The organism is Paraburkholderia sp. CHISQ3 (genome assembly GCF_030464945.1).
Lineage (GTDB): Bacteria > Pseudomonadota > Gammaproteobacteria > Burkholderiales > Burkholderiaceae > Paraburkholderia > Paraburkholderia megapolitana.
In genome coordinates, this window is sequence record NZ_JALPRG010000004.1 from 375,862 (window position 1) to 395,027 (window position 19,166).

Here is a 19,166-nt window from a genome sequence, read left to right on the forward strand (position 1 = left end):
GCTTGTTATGATCGTCGGCCTTATCTTGATTGAAATGCCACGGAGAAATCGATGAGCGACGTCAACGCGCTGTTCGCGCAAGCCCAGGAAGATGTAAAGCAACTGACCGAACGTCCGGGCAACCTGACGCTGCTGCGTCTGTATGCACTGTTCAAGCAGGCCACCGACGGCGACGTGCACGGCGACAAGCCCGGCTTCACCGATATCGTCGGCAAGTACAAATACGACGCGTGGGGCGCGCTGAAAGGCACCTCGCAGGACGCCGCGAAGCAGCAGTACGTCGAAGTGGTCGAGTCCCTGAAGAGCGGTACGGCCACCTGAGACCGCCCGCAGGGCCGCCCAGCCGGCCCATTACTTACGATTTCGCGATAATCTGGCGCAGTGCAGCAAACTCCTTTATAATGCGGCCTGCGCTTCACTTTCTCTGTCTGGCTCGCAGTTGAGCGAATTACCGGACCTGGCCGTGCAGCGCCTAGTTGCGTTTAGCTCCAATCCAGTTTAGAACCTGTCCCCTCCTGCTTAGGCCCTCCGGGCCGTCATGTACCAGGCTGGCGACAATGCCGGAACGGCGTGTCGCATCCGATACAGCTTCTAACGAAAAACTTGCCGTACGCAGGCAAGTTGCCCCCGTTTTTTGATTTGCTCGCTGCTTCTTTGCTCGCTGAATCCGACGACTTGGGTATGCCGATTGGCGCCGACGTTTTATTCCCTGTGTTTCAAGGATTCTCATGACTTCGAGCAATAATTCCAGCCCGCTGACCGCCATCGCCAACGAAGCTCTCGGCATCGACGCGCCAGTCGCAGCTGAACTCACCACCCCGGTTGTAGCGCCGATCGCAGCTGAGGCTGTCGCCCCGGCCGCCGTGCCGGAAGGTCCGACGTTCGCTTCGCTCGGCCTGTCGCCGGAAATCGTTTCGGCACTGGTCGCCGCCGGCTACCAGACCCCGACGCCGGTTCAGCAGCGCGCCATTCCCGCCGCAATCGCCGGCCGCGACCTGATGGTCTCGAGCCCGACCGGTTCCGGCAAGACGGCAGCCTTCATGCTGCCCGCCATCGAACGTTTCGCGCAGTTGCAAAAAACCCAGGCGGCCCAGCCGCGTGAACCGCGCGACGCAGCAGGCGCCGATCGCCGCACGCGCCGTCCGCAACCGGTCGCCCGTCCGAGCCTGCTGGTCCTCACGCCGACGCGCGAACTCGCGATGCAGGTCACGACTGCCGCTACGACGTACGGCAAGCACCTGAAGCGCCTGCGCACCGTCAGCATTCTCGGCGGTGTCGCCTACGGCCAGCAGTTGATGCTGCTGGCGAAGAACCCCGAAATCCTCGTGGCTACGCCGGGCCGCCTGATCGATCACCTGGAACGCGGCCGCATCGATCTGTCGCAACTGCAGATCCTCGTGCTCGACGAAGCCGACCGCATGCTCGACATGGGCTTCATCGAAGACATCGAAACGATCGTCGCCGCTACCCCGGCGTCGCGTCAGACCATGTTGTTCTCGGCCACGCTCGACGGCAAGATCACCTCGCTGACCAGCCGTCTGCTGAAGAGCCCGGAACGTATCGAGATCGTCCAGCGTCTGGAATCGGCCACGAACATCGCGCAAACCGTGCATTACGTGGACGACCGCGATCACAAGGATCGTCTGCTCGATCATTTGTTGCGCGCTGAAGGTCTTGACCAGGCCATCGTATTCACGGCCACCAAGAGCGAAGCCGATCAATTGGCAGGACGACTTGCCGACGCCGGTTTCGAATCGGCGGCACTGCATGGCGATCTGCCGCAAGGCGCACGTAACCGCACGATCCGCGCGCTGCGCGAACGCCGTGTACGCGTGCTGGTCGCCACCGATGTGGCAGCCCGCGGGATCGACATCCCCGGCATCACGCACGTGTTCAACTACGATCTGCCGAAGTTCGCTGAAGACTACGTGCACCGTATCGGCCGTACCGGCCGTGCAGGTCGCTCGGGTATCGCCGTGAGCCTCGTGCATCACGCTGAACAAGGCGCGCTGAAGCGCATCGAGCGTTTCGTGCGCACGACGCTGGCCGTCAACGTCATCGTCGGGTTCGAACCGCGCAAGTCGGCTCCGGCCGGCGGCGGCCGCCCCGGCTTTGGCGGCCGTGGCCGTCCGGGCGGCAGCACCAATGGCAGCGGTCGTCGTTTCGGTAGCGGCAGCAGCAAGCCGGCTGGCAGCACCGCCGGTGCACGCACCGGTAGCGGCAACAGCTGGGGCAGCAAGCCCTCGGGTAGCGGCTCGCGCGAAGGCTATGGCGGCTCGCGAGACGGCGGCTACGGCGCACGCCGCAGCGACGGTCCGCGCACCGCACGACGCGGCAGCTAAGCAGTCTCTAGCGGGTTAGCGCGACGACAACCTACCGCCGTTGCGCCCCTGCCAAAAGAAGAACCGGTGCTCCTGCGCCGGTTTTTTTTCGCCTCCGCGCGCATTTCACAATGTGGAAAATTTTTTTGATCCGTGAAAAATCGTGTTGCGTGGCACAAGAGGGGCGATTGCGAGATGGAAAATGTCTTTTCTCAATGTGAAATAAAATTCATAACACATTGATTTATCTCGATTAAAAATGCGCGAAAAAGCGCTTCCTGGCGCTGTCCCGGATCAGGTGATTTGCCTAGACTCTTATATAAGACTTCACGAAACAAAACGCCCTCAGCGCCACTGCTTCGTAGAAGACACCGACCACCGATCCACTTTCAACCCGATCCAGGAGCGCACCATGTCACGTCAAGAGCAAGCCAAGCAACTCCAGCAGCAGTGGGATACCGATCCGCGCTGGAAAGGTATCAAGCGCACCTATACAGCCGAAGACGTGGTGCGTCTGCGCGGCTCGGTGCCTGTCGAGCACACGCTCGCGAAGCGCGGCGCGGAAAAGCTGTGGGAGTTGGTGAACACCGAGCCGTTCGTCAACTCGCTCGGCGCGCTAACCGGCAACCAGGCGATGCAACAGGTGAAGGCTGGCCTGAAGGCCATCTATCTGTCGGGCTGGCAGGTGGCGGGCGACGCGAACGTCGCCGGCGAAATGTACCCGGATCAATCGCTGTATCCGGCGAACTCGGTGCCGCTCGTTGTGAAGCGCATCAACAACACGCTGACGCGTGCCGACCAGATTCAATGGTCCGAAGGCAAGAACCCTGGTGACGAAGGCTACGTGGACTTCTTCGCACCGATCGTCGCAGATGCGGAAGCCGGCTTCGGCGGTGTGCTGAACGCGTTCGAACTGATGAAGGCGATGATCGAATCGGGCGCCTCGGGCGTGCACTTCGAAGACCAACTCGCGTCGGTGAAGAAATGCGGTCACATGGGCGGCAAGGTGCTCGTGCCGACCCGCGAAAACGTTGCGAAGCTGACCGCCGCGCGTCTCGCCGCCGATGTGTCCGGCACACCGACCGTACTGCTCGCCCGTACCGATGCAGAAGCCGCCGACCTCGTCACCTCGGACATCGACGACAACGACAAGCCGTTCCTGACCGGCGAGCGCACGGTGGAAGGTTTCTACCGCACGCGTCCGGGTCTCGAACAGGCGATTTCGCGTGGCCTCGCCTACGCGCCGTACGCCGACATGATCTGGTGCGAAACCGGCAAGCCGGACCTCGAATTCGCGAAGAAATTCGCCGATGCGATCCACAAGCAGTTCCCGGACAAGCTGCTGTCGTACAACTGCTCGCCGTCGTTCAACTGGAAGAAGAACCTCGATGACGCGACGATTGCCAAGTTCCAGAAGGAACTCGGTGCGATGGGCTACAAGTTCCAGTTCATCACGCTGGCCGGCTTCCATGCGCTGAACTACTCGATGTTCAACCTCGCGCACGGTTACGCCCGCAATCAGATGACCGCGTTCGTCGAAATGCAGCAGGCCGAATTCGCTGCCGCCGAAAAGGGCTTCACCGCCGTGAAGCATCAGCGCGAAGTCGGCACGGGCTACTTCGACGCGGTGACGCAGACGGTCGAGCGCGACGCATCGACGACTGCGCTGCACGGTTCGACGGAAGACGAACAGTTCTTCGACAAGAAGGTCGCCTGACGCGCTTCGTCGTTCAGAAAACGACAGGACGCGACAAGGCACTGCATGAGCGGCCTCGCAGAAGGCCGCCGTCAGGGAGGGTGATGGCCCCGTACCACGGGTGCCGTCACGGAATCTGGGAGGAGACGGTACGACACAACGTGCCGTGACTGAGGAAGCGCGCGCTGGCGGCAACGTCGGCGCGCACCCTCGCCTTCACTTCAAACGGGGCACGCATCACTCACACGCCCGCTCATCGTCATCGATACACAATCACCGGAATCTTCGTATGCGTGAGCACCCGCTGGGTCTCGCTGCCGATCAGCAGGCTGCCGAGGCCGCGCCGCCCGTGCGACGCCATGAAGATGACATCGCAACCGCCCTGCTCGGCCGCCTCGATGATGCCGAGATACGGCGACGGATGCACACTGGTCTGACTGCTGAACGATACGCCCGCTTCGCGCGCGGCCGTTTCGATCTCCTGCAGATGCAGGCGCGCCTCGCGCTCGCTGCGCTCCTGAAAATCAAATGGCGGCTCGATCACGACATCGGAAAACGGCGAGTACGGATATTGCGGCAAGCACGCGTACGCGGTGACGCGTGCACCGACGGTGCGCGCGAGATCGATGGCGCCGTCGATGGCCTTTTTCGACAGCTCCGAACCGTCGGTCGGAACCAGGATGTGCGTGAACATGATGCCCTCCGTCGCCGGCTGGGACCGCAGCCTGCCCGCGACGACCGTCGCGCCAGGGTCAGGGTGCGGATGCAGCCCCTTGTTCCTGATTGTAGTGCGCAGGAACGGATTGCAACTTTCTGCGGCGAACGCGCGGCATCGGCACAAACCTGCGGGCGGCCTCTACAGGAATGCCCTGTGTCAGTCCCAGTAGGTCGAATTGCCGTAGGTATGTTTCAAAAAATCGAGGAAGAGTCGCACGCGCAGCGGCAGATGGCGGCGCTGCGGAAACACGGCGTGGATACCGATCGGCGGTGCTGCGAATTCGTCGAGCACGCTGACCAGTCGCCCCGCCGCAATATCGCCACCGACTTCCCACCACGAACGCCACGCCAGACCGTGACCTTCGAGACACCATTCGTGCAGCACCGCGCCGTCCGAACACTCCATCGTGCCGGACACCTTGATCGAGACGACCTTGCCGTCCTGTTCGAAAGTCCAGCCGCGCTGCTGATTGGCGCTCGCGCCGAGCGCGAGGCAATTGTGGTGCGCGAGATCGGCGAGCGTGCGCGGTGCGCCGCGGCGCGCGAGATAGGCCGGCGACGCGACGCACACACGCCGGTTCTCGCCGAGCCGCAGCGATACCAGCGACGAATCGGGCAACTCGCCCAGCCGCACCGCGCAATCGAAGCCCTCGTTGACGAGATCGACCATCCGGTCGGACAGATCGAGCGTGATCGATACGTCGGGATGCGCGACTGTGAAGGCCGGCACCAGCGGCGCGACGTGCCGCCGGCCGAAACCCGCCGGTGCGGACACGCGCAGATGGCCGCTCGCCTTCACGCCGCCCGCCGAGACGCTGGCCTCGGCGTTCTGCATGTCGTGAATCACGCGCTGGCAGTCTTCGAGGAACGCGGAGCCTTCGAACGTGAGCGTGATGCGGCGCGTCGTGCGCACCAGCAGTTTCACGCCGAGCCGCTCTTCGAGCGCGTCGATGCGGCGCCCGATGATGGCCGGCGCGACGCCCTCGGCCTGCGCCGCCGCCGACAGGCTGCCGCGCGCCGCAACGGTCACGAAAGTTTCGATCTGCTTGAAGCGGTCCATGGGGGAAGCGAACCCGGGCGGGCACGCGATTATCGATCTGCGCGTCAGATTAGGTGTGTAAAAGTAAAAGATCAAGTGATGTTTAGGGTCTTTTTTAGCATCAACGATCACTAATACAATCCGTCTTGACCTCTAATACGGAGTGCACGGCTATGTCGGCCATAACGACACCTCTCCCCAAGGCAGTGATCTTCGACGCGTACGGCACGTTGTTCGACGTGCATTCGGTCGTGGCCGCGGCGGAGCAGATGTTTCCGGGCCATGGCGACGCACTCTCGCAGTTGTGGCGGCAAAAACAGATCGAATACACGCAGTTGCGCACGCTCGCCGATCCGGCCGGCACGCACTATCAGCCGTTCTGGAACATCACGCTCGATGCGCTGCGTTACGCGGCGCGCAGGCTCAGCCTCACGCTCAATAGCGCGGCGGAAAAGCGCCTGATGGACGAATACGCGTGTCTGTCCGCCTTTCCCGACACCGTACCGGTGCTGCGCCGCCTGCGAGCGCTACCGGCGCTCGGACTCGCGATCCTGTCCAACGGCAATCCGCAGATGCTTGACATCGCTATCAAGAGCGCCGGCATGACGGGCCTGTTCGATCGCGTGCTATCCGTCGATACCGTGCGCGCCTACAAGCCGGCACCGACCGCCTATGCGCTCGGCACCGACGCGTTCGCGGCAAACGCGCGAGAGATCGTGTTCGTCTCGTCGAACGGCTGGGATGCTACCGGCGCGAACTGGTTCGGCTATACGACGTTCTGGCTCAATCGCCAGCGGCTGCCGGCCGAAGAACTCGGCGTCATGCCGCACGGCACCGGCGGCGGCATGGCCGAGCTGTTCGATTTTCTGGAAACACTCGCGTCATCATCGTCATCAGGCAAATCTTTCGACCGCACACGCCACAGCCATGGCGCGTGAGACTCCCACCACCGACACTCAACGACGCATTCATTCGCATCTTTGCAATCTGACCGACCAAGGAGAAATCATGGCGAACACCCTCTCGCTGCCGCAAGGCGTGCAAATCACCGCTGACATCGCGCCCGGCTTCGAAACGATCCTGACCACCGAAGCGCTCGAACTCGTCGCGAAGCTGCATCGCGCGTTCGAACCGCGTCGCCAGGAGCTGCTGAAGCTGCGCGTCGAGCGCACGAAGCGCCTCGACGCCGGTGAGCGTCCCGACTTCCTCGCGGACACGAAGAGCGTGCGCGACGCCGAGTGGACGATCGCGCCGCTGCCGCAAGCACTCGAGTGTCGACGCGTCGAGATCACGGGTCCGGTCGAACGCAAGATGATCATCAATGCGCTGAACTCGGGTGCCGATTCGTACATGACCGATTTCGAGGATTCCAACACGCCGAACTGGGACAACCAGATCACGGGTCAGCTGAATCTGAAGGAAGCGGTACGCGGCACGATTTCGCTCGAGCAGAACGGCAAGTCGTACAAGCTCAACGACAAGGTCGCGACGCTGATCGTGCGGCCGCGCGGCTGGCATCTCGACGAAAAGCACGTGACCGTCGACGGTCAACGCGTCTCGGGCGGCGTGTTCGATTTCGCGCTGTTCCTGTTCCACAACGCGAAGGAACAGCTCGCACGTGGCGCGGGCCCCTACTTCTATCTGCCGAAGCTGGAGAGCCATCTTGAAGCGCGGCTGTGGAACGACGTCTTCATCGCTGCGCAGGAATCGGTCGGCGTTCCGCGCGGCACGATCCGCGCAACGGTGCTGATCGAAACGATCCTCGCCGCGTTCGAAATGGATGAGATCCTGTACGAACTGCGCGAGCACAGCTCCGGGCTGAATGCCGGCCGCTGGGACTACATCTTCTCCGCGATCAAGAAGTTCAAGAACGACAAGGACTTCTGCCTGGCAGACCGCGCGCAGATCACGATGACCGTGCCGTTCATGCGCGCCTACGCGCTGCAATTGCTGAAGACTTGCCATCGCCGCAATGCACCGGCGATCGGCGGTATGAGCGCGCTGATTCCGATCAAGAACGATCCGGCTGCCAACGACAAGGCCATGGGCGGCGTGCGCTCGGACAAGGCACGCGATGCTGGCGACGGTTACGATGGCGGCTGGGTCGCGCACCCGGGGCTCGTGCCGATCGCGATGGAAGAGTTCGTCAAGGTGCTCGGCGACAAGCCGAACCAGATAGCCAAGCAACGCAGTGATGTGCAGGTGAGCCCCGCCGATCTGCTCGACTTCCGCCCCGAAGCACCGATCACCGAAACAGGTCTGCGCAACAACATCAATGTCGGCATCCATTACCTGGGCTCGTGGCTCACGGGCAACGGCTGCGTGCCGATCCACAACCTGATGGAAGATGCCGCGACCGCCGAGATTTCGCGCTCGCAGGTGTGGCAATGGATCCGCTCATCGAAGGGCACGCTCGACGACGGCCGCAAGGTCACCGCGCAACTGGTCGGCGATCTGATCCAGCAGGAACTTGCGAAGGTGAAGCAGGCGGTGGGCGGCGATACACAGCCGTATGAACGTGCTGCGCAGATCTTCGAACAGATGTCGACGTCGGAACAGTTCACCGAATTCCTGACGCTGCCGCTGTACGAGGAAATCTGAGCGACCTGTTGTAGCGTTCCGGCACGCCCGAGCCGGAACGATGCTCAATAAAAGACCCGGCAAGCGCATGCTGCTTGCCGGGTCTTTTTATTCGCGAGACCGCGTGTGCCTAGGCGTGTATTCCGCCAGACAGCGCTGCGTCCTATCCTGCCGCGTGGTTCGCGCGACGATGCTCGACCCAGTCGCCCGAAGCGATTTCCGGCAGTCCCTGCACCGCATGTTCGGCTACCGGATAGGCGAGACACTGTATCGCGGTACCGTCGACGTGAACGGTCATCTGATGCGCCCTGAACAGGCCCTCGACACCCGGATAGACCGCTTCGATTTCATCGAGTACCGCGACGAGCCTGTCGTCGATCTCGTACACATCGCCCTTAACGGCGACACCCGCTGCGTCCACCACCAGACCGGGATACAACCCGAAGTCGAACAGACGCCCGCGCACGGACGCCGTGCCAAGCAGCGTAGGTGCCGCGATGTCGTGCCGCGCCGCAGCCGCGCTGATGTCGTTGACCTGGCCGGCCCGCAACGTGCCATAAACAAAAACGTTCTGCATTTCCCTCAGCGTCCTCTTGATCCTAGATGAATGAATGACGAAGCGTCGCGTGATGTGTGCGACGCGCCTGCAACCCGCACTCCGTCGAAGTTCGCACAGATTATGCCCCGCCGGATACGGTGCGCGTCAATCCCGGTCGAATGGCCATGCGGCATTTCCATACGACCGGACAGCCAAGCTGAAGGCTCCTACAATGGCTAGCGGAGTCCGCATCGTTGCGCAGCAGTCCAGCGAGACCTCACCACTACGAACTCATGAGCCCGACCAGCGCCGCACCCTTATCCACCCGGGTCCACTTCGCCGACATTCCTCCGGAATTCGCGCCGACGCCGACCCATCCGATCCGTGTCCGTTCGCGACCCGTGAAGGCCGGTGTGCGCATCGCGCGTCATACGCATGCGTGGGCGCAGGTTGCCTATACGTCGCGCGGTGTACTGCGCATAGGTACCGCAGGCACCACGTGGATGGTGCCGCCGTCACGCGCGATCTGGGTGCCGCCGCATGTGCTGCACGACGTGGCGGTCGTCGAGGATGCGTTCATGCGCACGCTGTATGTCAGCGAAACTGTCGTGCCGCCGGGGCTCGATACCTGCCGTGTGGTCGAGGTGTCAGGGCTGCTGCGCGAAGTCATCGCGGCACTCGATACGTCCGGTCTGTCGCCCGCGCGCGAACAACTACTCGGCGCACTCGCGCTCGATGAACTGACGCGCTCCGAACCGCTACCGCTGTCCGTGCCGATGCCCAACGAGAAACGTCTGCGCGCGCTGTGCGAAGCCGTGCTCGCCGATCCCGCGAATACCGATTCGCTGGAGAACTGGGCGCTGACGGTCGGTGCGAGTACGCGCACGATCGCGCGGCTCTTTCGTCAGGAACTGGGCGTGAGTTTTTCGCAATGGCGCCAGCAGGCGGTGCTCGCACGCGCGATTCCGCTGCTCAGCCAAGGAAGGCCGCTGTCGCATGTCGCGCAGGAACTGGGCTATCAAAGTCAAAGCGCGTTTTCCGCGATGTTCCGGCGTGCATTCGGTGAAAGCCCGCGCGCATTCTTCGAGCGGGGTGCGGAACATCGAGGTGCGTTCGATAGCATCGTCGATGAGGACTTCGCCGACCCGACGCATGGCGTCGAACGATGAACGCGTTGAATGTACGGCGGCGGGGTGTAACGCAACTCGATACGATGTGACGTGCGCGGAGCGCAGTCACACGCGCCGCGCCATGTGCCGGATCGCACCCAGTTGCGCAAGACGCGGACCAGCGAGCCGATACCCCATGCGTTGATAAAGTTGTGCGGCGGGATTATCGACGAACACACGTAGCTGCAATTCCTTGAGCCCACGTGCCCGCGCCCACCGATGCGACATGTCGAGCAGATACGTGCCCGCCCCTTGGCCGCGGTGCCCTTCGGCAATCTGGACGTCGCGGATATGCAGCGAGTCGCCCTCCTCGGTGACCCGCAGCACACCGACCGCTTCGCCGTCCGACTCGAGAATGAAGTTTTCCGATTCGCGCCAACTAACGAGAAACAGATCGCCGCGCCACACCAGGTGATGCCGTCGGTAGTAGCCGCTCATATTGTTGCGGGTCAACGCTTCGGCGAACTCGAAGTCGTCGATGCTGGCTTTGCGCAACTGGAAATGGAATCGGGCGGCAGTTGGATCGAACATGGCGCAACGCATGAGAGGATCGTCGCACAACGGTAAGGCACGTCGCACACGCTGGCAATGGCTGTTTCTCCTGAGCGCAACGCACGGCGATGTGCTGCGCAGAGGCCCACACGACCAGTTGCAGCGAGAACCAACACGCCCAAAATGAGAAAAGCCCGTTCAGCGAACTGAACGGGCTTTTCTCTCTTCTGGCGGAGCGGACGGGACTCGAACCCGCGACCCCCGGCGTGACAGGCCGGTATTCTAACCAACTGAACTACCGCTCCATTTCTGCATGGCCTGCGAGCATCGAACCTGCCCGCGAGCCGCACCACAGGTCATACCCGCGATGCAATGTCTGGCGTCCCCTAGGGGATTCGAACCCCTGTACTCACCGTGAAAGGGTGATGTCCTAGGCCTCTAGACGAAGGGGACAACGTACGCTTACACCTTTAATGAAAAAGCCCGCTCAAGCGTACCTGAACGGGCTTCGTCTGGCGGAGTGGACGGGACTCGAACCCGCGACCCCCGGCGTGACAGGCCGGTATTCTAACCAACTGAACTACCACTCCAATCTTTGCATCGTAGCCTGCGAGAGCCGGCCGACTCTGCGCAAACCGCATCGCCGTCGTTCTACGCGATGCCGATGTCTGGCGTCCCCTAGGGGATTCGAACCCCTGTACTCACCGTGAAAGGGTGATGTCCTAGGCCTCTAGACGAAGGGGACATGATCTTTTCAGATATGTCGCGCGGCTCACCTGCTTTTGCCGCGATTTGCTGCACTTTACTACCAGTTTCTTGCAATTTGCTGTTAATTTTCGCCAACAGCAAAGAACGATATTGTAACTGGCTTACCGCTGCTTGTGAAGTCCTTTTTACTACAGACTGCGTGCTTCCTGAGGACTTTCACATGTTCTGGTGGTGGAGGTAAGCGGGATCGAACCGCTGACCTCTTGCATGCCATGCAAGCGCTCTCCCAGCTGAGCTATACCCCCTTGCAGAACAGAAGCGAGATTGTAGATAGAGAATCGTGTGTTGTAAATACCTTGGGAGTCGCGACCCGCAACTTTTTGCAGGGCCGCGCGCAGGGCTTCACATTCAGGCAAGCGCCCTCTCGATACGACCCACCACAACCTCGCGACCGAACAGCATCAGCACGCTATCGATCGATGGCGTATGCGTCGTGCCCGCCACGAGCAGACGCACCGGCATCGCGAGTTGCGGCATCTTCAGCTTGTGCGTAGCAAGCGTTGCCTTCAGCGCAGCAGCGATGCCCTCCTTCGTCCATTCGGCACTCTTCAGCGCGGCGACGAAATCGGCGAGTGCGGGTCGCACGACGTCGGTCACATGCTGCGCGATTGCTTCGGGTTCGGGGTTCGGTGCGCGATAGAACATCGCGGCGTTCTCCGCGATCTCCTTCACCGTCGATGCACGATCCTTCAACAGCCCGATCACGGCCGGCAGATCGGCACCTTGCGCAAGCGCTGCCGCATCGATATCAAGACTCTCGAAGAACGGACGAGCGAGCTCAGCCAGGCGCGCGTTATCGGCTTCCTTGATGTAGTGGTTATTCAACCAGTTGAGCTTGTCGTGATCGTACTGCGCCGGCGACTTGCCCAGATGATCGAGGTCGAACCACTCGACAAACTGCTCACGCGTAAAAATCTCCGCATCGCCGTGCGACCAGCCGAGACGCGCGAGATAGTTGACCACTGCTTCGGGCAGATAGCCCGCGTCGCGATAGCCCATCACGCTCATCGCGCCGTGCCGCTTGCTCATCTTTTCGCCCTGCTCGTTCAGCACGGTCGGCAGATGCGCATAGACCGGCGGCTCGCCGCCGAGCGCGCGCAGGATGTTGATCTGACGCGGCGTGTTGTTCACGTGATCGTCGCCGCGAATCACGTGTGTAATGCGCATGTCGAGATCGTCGACGACGACGCAGAAGTTGTACATCGGCGTGCCGTCGGGACGCGCGATCACGAGGTCGTCGAGCTCATCGTTCGAGATCTCGATGCGCCCTTTCACCGCGTCGTCCCAGGCGACGACGCCCGTCAACGGATTGCGAAAGCGCAGCACAGGCTCGACGCCGGCCGGCGGCACCGGCAGCGTCTTGCCGGGCTCGGGTCGCCATGTGCCGTCGTAGCGCGGCTTCTCGCCGGCCGCACGCTGACGTTCGCGCAACGCATCGAGTTCTTCCGTCGACATGTAGCACGGGTACGCAAGCCCCTGCTCCGTCATCTGCTTCAGCACTTCGCGATAACGGTCCAGACGCTGCATCTGGTAGAACGGGCCTTCGTCGTAACCGAGATCGAGCCAGGCCATGCCTTCGAGGATCGCATCGACGGCTTCCGTCGACGAACGCTCGACGTCGGTATCCTCGATGCGCAGCACGAAGGTGCCTTTCATCTTGCGGGCGAACGCCCACGGATACAGCGCGGAACGAATGTTGCCGAGGTGGATGAAGCCGGTGGGGCTGGGCGCGAAACGGGTACGAACGGAGGTGGTCATTAGCGGCTACTCGAAGGCGAGCGGCGCTGCGCGGGCTAGAAAAAATGTCGCGCAGCGACGGCGGAACGGGTCACGCGGCCAGCTATGCGGCGCGTGTGTCCGGATGAAAAATGCAAGTCACGGATTATACCCGCCGGGCGGCTTAGCCTGGCCTCACACGCTGCCCTCGCACGCTGCGATCGAACGACGTGCCGGACATGGCATTGCATCGCGCATTGCGGCCGGAAAGCACGCAATTCCGCCGCCCAGCCGCTTTGCATTATGATGTGCGCGCGCCGTCGTCCGGTTCGACGCAGGCGCGGGACGATCGCCTTCTGCGATCGTGTTCGCAAGATCGCGGCGTCTGCCCGCCTCGCTGTGCGGCGACGCTACTGCTGGAGAAATCGTTGAACCCTTCCTCACCTCGTTCAGGCCGCCGCGCGTTTTCGCTGGCCGCGGCCTCCGCCGTTCTCGCCGCGTGTACGACCACCGGCAGCAAACCCGACACCACCACCAGCGACACATCGACTGGCACCCCGGCCAGTGTCACCCCACCGCCGGCCGTCAAGCCAGTACGCCCGCTGCGCGTCGGTCTCGCGCTGGGTGGCGGCGCCGCCCGCGGCTTCGCGCACATCGGTGTGATCAAGGGGCTGGAAGCGCACAACATCAAGGTCGACCTGATTGCCGGTACAAGCGCGGGCGCCGTTGTCGGTGCACTCTACGCTTCGGGCATGAATGGCTTCGCGCTGAACAAGCTCGCACTCGTCATGGACGAAGCCTCGATCAGCGACTGGGCCATGCCGTTTCGCACGCGCGGTTTCCTGCAGGGCGTCGCGTTGCAGAACTACCTGAACACGACGCTCAACAACCGGCCGATCGAAAAGATGGCGAAGCCGCTCGGCATCGTCGCCACGGACCTGAAAACCGGTCAGCCGATCCTGTTCCAGCGCGGCAATACGGGCATCGCCGTGCGTGCGTCGTGCAGCGTGCCGTCGGTGTTCGAGCCCGTGAAGATGGGTGGCCACGAATATGTCGACGGTGGGCTCGTGAGCCCGGTGCCGGCGTCGTTTGCCCGCAAGATGGGCGCGGACTTCGTGATCGCGATCGATATCTCCGCGCGCCCCGAAACCGCGCTCACGCAAAGCTCGTTCGACGTTCTGCTGCAGACCTTCACGATCATGGGTCAAACCATCAAGACCTATGAGCTCGACAAATACGCCGACATCGTGATCCGGCCGAATCTGAGCGTGATGAGCGGCAGCGACTTCGGGCAACGCAACGCGGCGATTCTCGCAGGGGAAGAAGCCGTGGCGAAGATCATGCCGGAGCTGCAGCGCAAGCTCGCCGCGGCGAGCCCTGCAATGGTCTGATCGTCGCGCTGCGACAGCATAAAAAAAGCCTGCTCGTTTCGAAGCAGGCTTTTTTGCTGCTACCGGCAGAGCCGGCGGACGCGAGACTCAGTTACCCGACGTGCCGATCGTAGCGCTCACCCGTTGCCGGAGATCTTCACCCTGCTGATACGAGGTCTCGACCCGACGTGCACCGGTAAAACGCTTTTCCCAGTAGCCGTCGTCCAGATCGTCGACGCGGATCGTGCTGCCCGTAGACGGCGAATGCACGAACTTGTTGTCGCCGATATAGATACCTACGTGCGAGAACGTGCGGCGCATCGTATTGAAGAACACGAGGTCGCCGGGTTTCAGTTCGCTCATGCGCACCTTCTCGCCGACGCGGCTCATTTCTTCCGCGCGACGCGGAAGCGCCATGCCGAGCGTGTCCTGGAATACGTAACGCACGAAGCCGCTGCAGTCCAGCCCGGAATCCGGCGTATTGCCGCCCCAGCGGTAACGCACGCCGATCATGTTCAGCGCACCGACCACCACGTCGCCGGCCTTACCGGCCATGCCGGACAGGAACGAGCGCGCGCTGCTGTCGCCGGTGGACGCAGCAGGTGCAGCCGCTTGCGGAGCAGGGGTTGACTGAAAAGTGGGGAGCGAGGGGGAATTCGAGGAAGTCGCCCCGTTCTGGGACGAAAGCAAGGCATTCTGGCTAAAACCGCTGGCTTCGTCGGCGAAAACACTGGAAGTTGCGGTTAGGAGTACGCCAATGAACATTCCGGCGACAACGCGAGTGCAAACTTGAGTAAGAGATCGCTGCTGCATTGGTCGGTAGATTTTGCCTAAAAAACAGGTAGTTGCAGAAAAAGTTTGGTCGATACTAGCCAGTAAGTATTCATGTGTCAAAACAAATAGAAAAATACAATCGCAATACGCACCCAATTGGTGAATATCAGCGCTCGAACGCCGCTTTCAGTAGCTTTCGAGTGTAAGGATGGGCGGGCTCAGCAAAAATTTTCTCGACTTCCCCGGTTTCGACGATGGAACCGTTCTGCATGACCGCCACCCGGTGTGCCATTGCACCGATTACCGCAAGATCGTGGCTGATGAAGACGAAGCCGAGGTTGTACTTGTGCTGCAAGCCCGCCAGCAGTTTCAGCACTTGTTGCTGGATCGACACGTCGAGGGCGCTGGTCGGCTCGTCCAGAATCAGGATGCGCGGCTCCAGCACCAGGGCGCGCGCGATCGCAATGCGCTGGCGCTGACCGCCGGAAAACTCGTGCGGATAACGCTGCAGGACCGTGCGATCCAGACCGACCTCGCGCAGCACACTGATGACCTTCTCGCGGCGGCCGGCCGCATCGAGTTGCGGACGATGCAGCTCCAGCCCTTCGCCGACAATCCGCTCGATCGTGTGTCGCGGCGAAAGCGAACTGAATGGATCCTGAAAGACGACTTGCATGTTCGAGCGCAACTCGGTCTGTTCGTGTCCGCGGAAGCTTGCGAGCGCCCTGCCCTGGAACTCGATGTCGCCGTGCACGACGCGTTGCAAGCCGAGCAGCGCCATCGCGAGCGTCGACTTGCCCGAACCCGATTCGCCGACGATGCCAAGCGTCTCGCCCTGACGCACCGACAGGCTCGCTTTCGATACCGCGCTAAAACGCCCCGCGCGAAACCAACCGTTGAAGCCCGGCAGCCTCGTGCGGAAATCGACGGACACATCGCGTGCTTCGAGCAGCACGGGCGAGATCGGAATGACCGGCACCACCGTACGCTCGGGACGACTCTCCAGCAAACGACGCGTATACGGATGCTGAGGCGACGAAAAAATCGCATCGACGGTACCACTCTCGACCAGCTTGCCGCGCTCCATCACCGCGACGCGCTGCGCGAAACGGCGCACGAGATTCAGATCGTGTGTGATCAGCAGCACGGCCATGCCGCGCTTTTCCGCTTCGTCGCGTTGCAGTTCGAGCAGCAGTTCGACGATCTGCGCGCGAATCGTGACGTCGAGCGCGGTGGTGGGTTCGTCGGCGAGCAGCAAACGCGGACGGCACGCGAGCGCCATCGCGATCATCGCGCGTTGCCGCTGTCCGCCGGACAATTGATGCGGATAGCTGTTCACGCGCTTGCCCGGCTCCGCGATGCCGGTGCGATCGAGCAGCGCGACCGCGCGCTTGCGCGCTTCGAGTGCGCTCACGTCATCGTGCAGCACGATCGTCTCCGCGATCTGATCGCCGATCGTATACAGCGGATTGAGCGCTGACATCGGCTCCTGGAAGATCATCGCGATGTCGGAGCCGCGCATTTCGCGCATGCCGCGCTCGCTCTTCGCGAGCAGATCCTCGCCGCCGAAGCGGATCGCCCCGCTCACCTGGGCATCGCTGAGCAGACGCAGGATCGACAGCGCAGTGACGGTCTTGCCCGAGCCCGACTCGCCGACAAGCGCCACCCGCTCGCCGCGTTCGATCGCGAGCGTGACGTCGTCGACTGCGACGGTATCGCCGAAACTCACGTGCAGGTGGTCCAGTTCCAGCAGCGGGCCAACTGGCAATGGCGTTAGCATTTCAGCCGCGCTCATTGATTGCCTCCCGCGCGCATCGCGTCCGCCATGCGCGTGTCGAGCGCGTTACGCAATGCGTCGCCCATGAAGGTCAGCAACAGCAGCATCGCGACGAGCACACCGAACGTCGACAGCGAGATCCACCATGCGTCGAGATTTGCCTTACCCTGCGCGAGCAGTTCGCCGAGGCTCGGCGTCGGCGACGGCACACCGAGGCCGAGAAAATCGAGGCTGGTCAGCGCGAGAATCGAGCCGCTCATGCGGAACGGCAGGAACGTGATAACCGGCGTCAGGCTGTTCGGCAACACGTGGCGCCAGATGATCTGCCAGTTCGACAGCCCCATCGCGCGCGCCGCACGGACGTAGTCCTGATTGCGGTTGCGCAGAAATTCCGCGCGCACGTAATCGGATAGCCCGATCCAGCCGAACAGCGACAGCAGCACGATCAGCAGGATGAAGCCGGGTTCGAAGATCGACGCGAAGATGATCAGCAGATACAGCTCGGGCATCGCGCTCCAGATCTCGATCAGCCGCTGCCCGACGATGTCGATACGTCCACCGAAGAAACCCTGCACCGCGCCGGCCAATACGCCTAGCACCGTGCCGATCAACGTCAGCACGAGCGCAAACTCAACCGATACGCGAAAGCCGTACAGCAGGCGCGCGAACAGGTCGCGGCCGCGGTCGTCGGTGCCGAGCCAGTTATCGTGCGACGGCGGCGCCGGGTTCGCCGCTTTCGAAAAATAGTTCAGCGTGTCGTAGTAGTAGCGATTCGGTGGATAGAGCGCGAAATTGCCGGGCGTATCGAAGCGATGCTTGATATACGGATCGAGATAATCGGCTGCCGTCGGAAAATCGCCGCCGAAAGTCGTCTCCGGGTAAGTCTTGAAGAGCGGGAAATACAGATGTCCGTCGTAGCGCACGACGAGCGGCTTGTCGTTCGACCATAGCGGCCCGGCAAGACTCGCCGCAAATGCGACGACGAAGACGATCAGACTCCAGTAGCCGAGGCGCTGCTGCTTGAAGCGTTGCCAGACGCGGCGCGCCGGCGACGGTGACACAAAAGCGCGCACGGTCTGCGTGCGCGCGGTGAGATCGGATCGGACGCGGGCTCGATTCAAGTCAGCGCTCCAGTTGTTCGAATTGAATGCGCGGATCGACCCAGACGTAGCAAAGGTCCGAGATGAGCTTCGTCGCGAGGCCGATCAGTGTGAAAAGATAGAGCGTACCGAGCACGACCGGATAGTCGCGCCGCGTCACCGACTCGTACGACAGCAGGCCGAGACCATCGAGCGAGAACAGTGTCTCGATCAGCAGGCTGCCGGTGAAGAACGCGCCGATAAACGCTGCCGGGAAACCGACAATCAACGGCAGCAGCGCGTTGCGGAACACATGCTTCCACAGCACCCGCCGCTCCGACAGCCCTTTCGCTCGCGCGGTCAGCACATACTGCTTGCGGATCTCGTCGAGAAACGCATTCTTGGTCAGCATCGTGACGACCGCGAAACTGCCGACCACCGACGCGAACACAGGCAGCGTGACATGCCACAGGTAATCGACGATCTTGCCGCCTACAGAAAGCTGCGCCCAGTTGTCCGACGTGAGGTTGCGCAGCGGAAAGATCTGCAGGAACGATCCGCCGCCGAACAGCACGAGCAGCAATATGCCGAGCACGAAGCCCGGAATCGCATAGCCGAACAACACGAGCAGGCTCGTCGCAAAGTCGAAGCGCGAGCCGTTGCGCACCGCCTTAGCGATGCCGAGAGGCACCGAAATCAGATAGGTGAGAAAGAAGGTCCACAGGCCGATGCTGATCGACACCGGCAGCTTCGAGACGATCAGCGACCACACGCTTTGATGCCGGAAGTAACTGTCGCCGAGGTCGAAGCGCAGGAAGCGTTTGAGCATCAGCCCATAGCGTTCGAGCGGCGGCTTGTCGAAACCGTAGAGCGCCTTCAGTTGCGCGATCTGCTGCGCGTCGACGCCGCTATGCGCACGCAGACCGAACGGCGCGCCCTGCTCGGCGCCTCTGCGCATGTCATGCACGGCCTGCTCGACCGGTCCTCCGGGCACGAACTGGATCACGACGAACGTGAGTGTCAGCACGCCGAACAGCGTCGGGATCATCAGCAGCAGACGTTTGAGGATGTAGCTCCACATAGGCGGCGATCGGGCAAGCGGTCTAGAGAGAAGGAATGGTGGCGAACGG

Annotated in this window: 16 protein-coding genes and 5 tRNA genes; 7 read left to right on the forward strand and 14 right to left on the reverse strand. The window is 62.2% G+C overall.

What is annotated here, in order from left to right; all coding sequences use genetic code 11:
- Positions 1 to 51 precede the first annotated feature (51 nt).
- The 3 genes from M0D65_RS11585 to aceA all read left to right on the forward strand — a co-directional run bounded on the left by M0D65_RS11585 (position 52) and on the right by aceA (position 4,038).
- On the forward strand, positions 52 to 321 hold the full coding sequence (locus M0D65_RS11585) for an acyl-CoA-binding protein (protein WP_266252789.1): 270 nt from the start codon (positions 52 to 54) through the stop codon (positions 319 to 321).
- Positions 322 to 728: 407 nt separating this feature from the next.
- Positions 729 to 2,342 carry a DEAD/DEAH box helicase gene (locus tag M0D65_RS11590; RefSeq protein ID WP_266252790.1) on the forward strand — a complete coding sequence of 538 codons (1,614 nt, stop codon included), beginning with the start codon at positions 729 to 731 and terminating at the stop codon, positions 2,340 to 2,342.
- A 391-nt stretch (positions 2,343 to 2,733) separates the two neighbouring features.
- Entirely contained in the window at positions 2,734 to 4,038 is a 1,305-nt protein-coding gene (gene aceA, locus M0D65_RS11595; protein ID WP_091013952.1) for an isocitrate lyase, read from the forward strand.
- Between the two features lie 238 nt (positions 4,039 to 4,276).
- Here aceA and M0D65_RS11600 read toward each other — a convergent pair whose 3' ends face one another.
- Together M0D65_RS11600 and M0D65_RS11605 are read right to left on the reverse strand one after the other, a co-directional pair.
- The gene (locus tag M0D65_RS11600) at positions 4,277 to 4,711 is read right to left on the reverse strand and encodes a universal stress protein (RefSeq protein WP_091013955.1); all 435 of its coding nucleotides are present in this window, start codon (positions 4,709 to 4,711) and stop codon (positions 4,277 to 4,279) included.
- Between the two features lie 180 nt (positions 4,712 to 4,891).
- Complete coding sequence (locus tag M0D65_RS11605; RefSeq protein ID WP_091013957.1) at positions 4,892 to 5,794, reverse strand: LysR family transcriptional regulator; 903 nt, start codon at positions 5,792 to 5,794, stop codon at positions 4,892 to 4,894.
- 152 nt (positions 5,795 to 5,946) lie between these two features.
- On the opposite strand from M0D65_RS11605, the gene M0D65_RS11610 reads away from it, so the two are divergent.
- Both M0D65_RS11610 and aceB read left to right on the forward strand, forming a co-directional pair.
- On the forward strand, positions 5,947 to 6,711 hold the full coding sequence (locus M0D65_RS11610; protein WP_266252791.1) for a haloacid dehalogenase type II: 765 nt from the start codon (positions 5,947 to 5,949) through the stop codon (positions 6,709 to 6,711).
- Between the two features lie 70 nt (positions 6,712 to 6,781).
- Positions 6,782 to 8,374 (forward strand): malate synthase A, encoded by a 1,593-nt coding sequence (gene aceB / locus M0D65_RS11615; RefSeq protein ID WP_266252792.1) that lies wholly within the window; start codon positions 6,782 to 6,784, stop codon positions 8,372 to 8,374.
- 142 nt (positions 8,375 to 8,516) lie between these two features.
- On the opposite strand, the gene M0D65_RS11620 is transcribed toward aceB, so the two are convergent.
- Positions 8,517 to 8,930, reverse strand: coding sequence for a gamma-glutamylcyclotransferase (locus M0D65_RS11620; protein WP_266252793.1), 414 nt, complete (start codon positions 8,928 to 8,930; stop codon positions 8,517 to 8,519).
- A gap of 254 nt (positions 8,931 to 9,184) precedes the next feature.
- Here M0D65_RS11620 and M0D65_RS11625 point away from each other — a divergent pair, with 254 nt between their 5' ends.
- Positions 9,185 to 10,060, forward strand: a complete 876-nt coding sequence (locus M0D65_RS11625; protein ID WP_266252794.1) for a helix-turn-helix domain-containing protein — start codon at positions 9,185 to 9,187, stop codon at positions 10,058 to 10,060.
- Positions 10,061 to 10,126: 66 nt separating this feature from the next.
- Here M0D65_RS11625 and M0D65_RS11630 read toward each other — a convergent pair whose 3' ends face one another.
- The 7 genes from M0D65_RS11630 to gltX all read right to left on the reverse strand — a co-directional run bounded on the left by M0D65_RS11630 (position 10,127) and on the right by gltX (position 13,078).
- Complete coding sequence (locus M0D65_RS11630) at positions 10,127 to 10,591, reverse strand: GNAT family N-acetyltransferase (RefSeq protein ID WP_091014762.1); 465 nt, start codon at positions 10,589 to 10,591, stop codon at positions 10,127 to 10,129.
- Positions 10,592 to 10,780: 189 nt separating this feature from the next.
- Positions 10,781 to 10,857: transfer RNA gene (locus M0D65_RS11635), tRNA-Asp, on the reverse strand.
- A 72-nt stretch (positions 10,858 to 10,929) separates the two neighbouring features.
- Positions 10,930 to 11,005: transfer RNA gene (locus M0D65_RS11640), tRNA-Glu, on the reverse strand.
- Positions 11,006 to 11,065: 60 nt separating this feature from the next.
- A tRNA-Asp gene (locus M0D65_RS11645) sits at positions 11,066 to 11,142 on the reverse strand.
- A 79-nt stretch (positions 11,143 to 11,221) separates the two neighbouring features.
- Positions 11,222 to 11,297 (reverse strand) — tRNA-Glu (locus M0D65_RS11650).
- 192 nt (positions 11,298 to 11,489) lie between these two features.
- Positions 11,490 to 11,565: transfer RNA gene (locus tag M0D65_RS11655), tRNA-Ala, on the reverse strand.
- A gap of 103 nt (positions 11,566 to 11,668) precedes the next feature.
- Entirely contained in the window at positions 11,669 to 13,078 is a 1,410-nt protein-coding gene (gene gltX / locus M0D65_RS11660; protein WP_266252795.1) for a glutamate--tRNA ligase, read from the reverse strand.
- Between the two features lie 371 nt (positions 13,079 to 13,449).
- On the opposite strand from gltX, the gene M0D65_RS11665 reads away from it, so the two are divergent.
- On the forward strand, positions 13,450 to 14,427 hold the full coding sequence (locus M0D65_RS11665) for a patatin-like phospholipase family protein (protein ID WP_308076661.1): 978 nt from the start codon (positions 13,450 to 13,452) through the stop codon (positions 14,425 to 14,427).
- Positions 14,428 to 14,514: 87 nt separating this feature from the next.
- On the opposite strand, the gene M0D65_RS11670 is transcribed toward M0D65_RS11665, so the two are convergent.
- From M0D65_RS11670 to M0D65_RS11685, 4 genes are all read right to left on the reverse strand, one after another.
- Positions 14,515 to 15,219 carry a C40 family peptidase gene (locus M0D65_RS11670; protein ID WP_266252796.1) on the reverse strand — a complete coding sequence of 235 codons (705 nt, stop codon included), beginning with the start codon at positions 15,217 to 15,219 and terminating at the stop codon, positions 14,515 to 14,517.
- Positions 15,220 to 15,346: 127 nt separating this feature from the next.
- Complete coding sequence (locus M0D65_RS11675) at positions 15,347 to 16,975, reverse strand: ABC transporter ATP-binding protein (protein WP_266252797.1); 1,629 nt, start codon at positions 16,973 to 16,975, stop codon at positions 15,347 to 15,349.
- Positions 16,972 to 18,078, reverse strand: a complete 1,107-nt coding sequence (locus M0D65_RS11680) for an ABC transporter permease (protein ID WP_266252798.1) — start codon at positions 18,076 to 18,078, stop codon at positions 16,972 to 16,974. The genes M0D65_RS11675 and M0D65_RS11680 overlap by 4 nt, the downstream gene beginning before the upstream one ends.
- Before the next feature lies 1 nt (position 18,079).
- Complete coding sequence (locus tag M0D65_RS11685) at positions 18,080 to 19,117, reverse strand: microcin C ABC transporter permease YejB (protein WP_266252799.1); 1,038 nt, start codon at positions 19,115 to 19,117, stop codon at positions 18,080 to 18,082.
- Positions 19,118 to 19,166 lie beyond the last annotated feature (49 nt).

What these genes read in the sequence shown, in the direction of transcription:
- M0D65_RS11585 (WP_266252789.1), top strand. Translation starts at nt 52, where the DNA reads ATGAGCGACGTCAACGCGCTGTTCGCGCAAGCCCAGGAAGATGTAAAG.
- M0D65_RS11590 (WP_266252790.1), top strand. Translation starts at nt 729, where the DNA reads ATGACTTCGAGCAATAATTCCAGCCCGCTGACCGCCATCGCCAACGAA.
- aceA (WP_091013952.1), top strand. Translation starts at nt 2,734, where the DNA reads ATGTCACGTCAAGAGCAAGCCAAGCAACTCCAGCAGCAGTGGGATACC.
- M0D65_RS11600 (WP_091013955.1), bottom strand. Translation starts at nt 4,711, where the DNA reads ATGTTCACGCACATCCTGGTTCCGACCGACGGTTCGGAGCTGTCGAAA.
- M0D65_RS11605 (WP_091013957.1), bottom strand. Translation starts at nt 5,794, where the DNA reads ATGGACCGCTTCAAGCAGATCGAAACTTTCGTGACCGTTGCGGCGCGC.
- M0D65_RS11610 (WP_266252791.1), top strand. Translation starts at nt 5,947, where the DNA reads ATGTCGGCCATAACGACACCTCTCCCCAAGGCAGTGATCTTCGACGCG.
- aceB (WP_266252792.1), top strand. Translation starts at nt 6,782, where the DNA reads ATGGCGAACACCCTCTCGCTGCCGCAAGGCGTGCAAATCACCGCTGAC.
- M0D65_RS11620 (WP_266252793.1), bottom strand. Translation starts at nt 8,930, where the DNA reads ATGCAGAACGTTTTTGTTTATGGCACGTTGCGGGCCGGCCAGGTCAAC.
- M0D65_RS11625 (WP_266252794.1), top strand. Translation starts at nt 9,185, where the DNA reads ATGAGCCCGACCAGCGCCGCACCCTTATCCACCCGGGTCCACTTCGCC.
- M0D65_RS11630 (WP_091014762.1), bottom strand. Translation starts at nt 10,591, where the DNA reads ATGTTCGATCCAACTGCCGCCCGATTCCATTTCCAGTTGCGCAAAGCC.
- gltX (WP_266252795.1), bottom strand. Translation starts at nt 13,078, where the DNA reads ATGACCACCTCCGTTCGTACCCGTTTCGCGCCCAGCCCCACCGGCTTC.
- M0D65_RS11670 (WP_266252796.1), bottom strand. Translation starts at nt 15,219, where the DNA reads ATGCAGCAGCGATCTCTTACTCAAGTTTGCACTCGCGTTGTCGCCGGA.
- M0D65_RS11675 (WP_266252797.1), bottom strand. Translation starts at nt 16,975, where the DNA reads ATGAGCGCGGCTGAAATGCTAACGCCATTGCCAGTTGGCCCGCTGCTG.
- M0D65_RS11685 (WP_266252799.1), bottom strand. Translation starts at nt 19,117, where the DNA reads ATGTGGAGCTACATCCTCAAACGTCTGCTGCTGATGATCCCGACGCTG.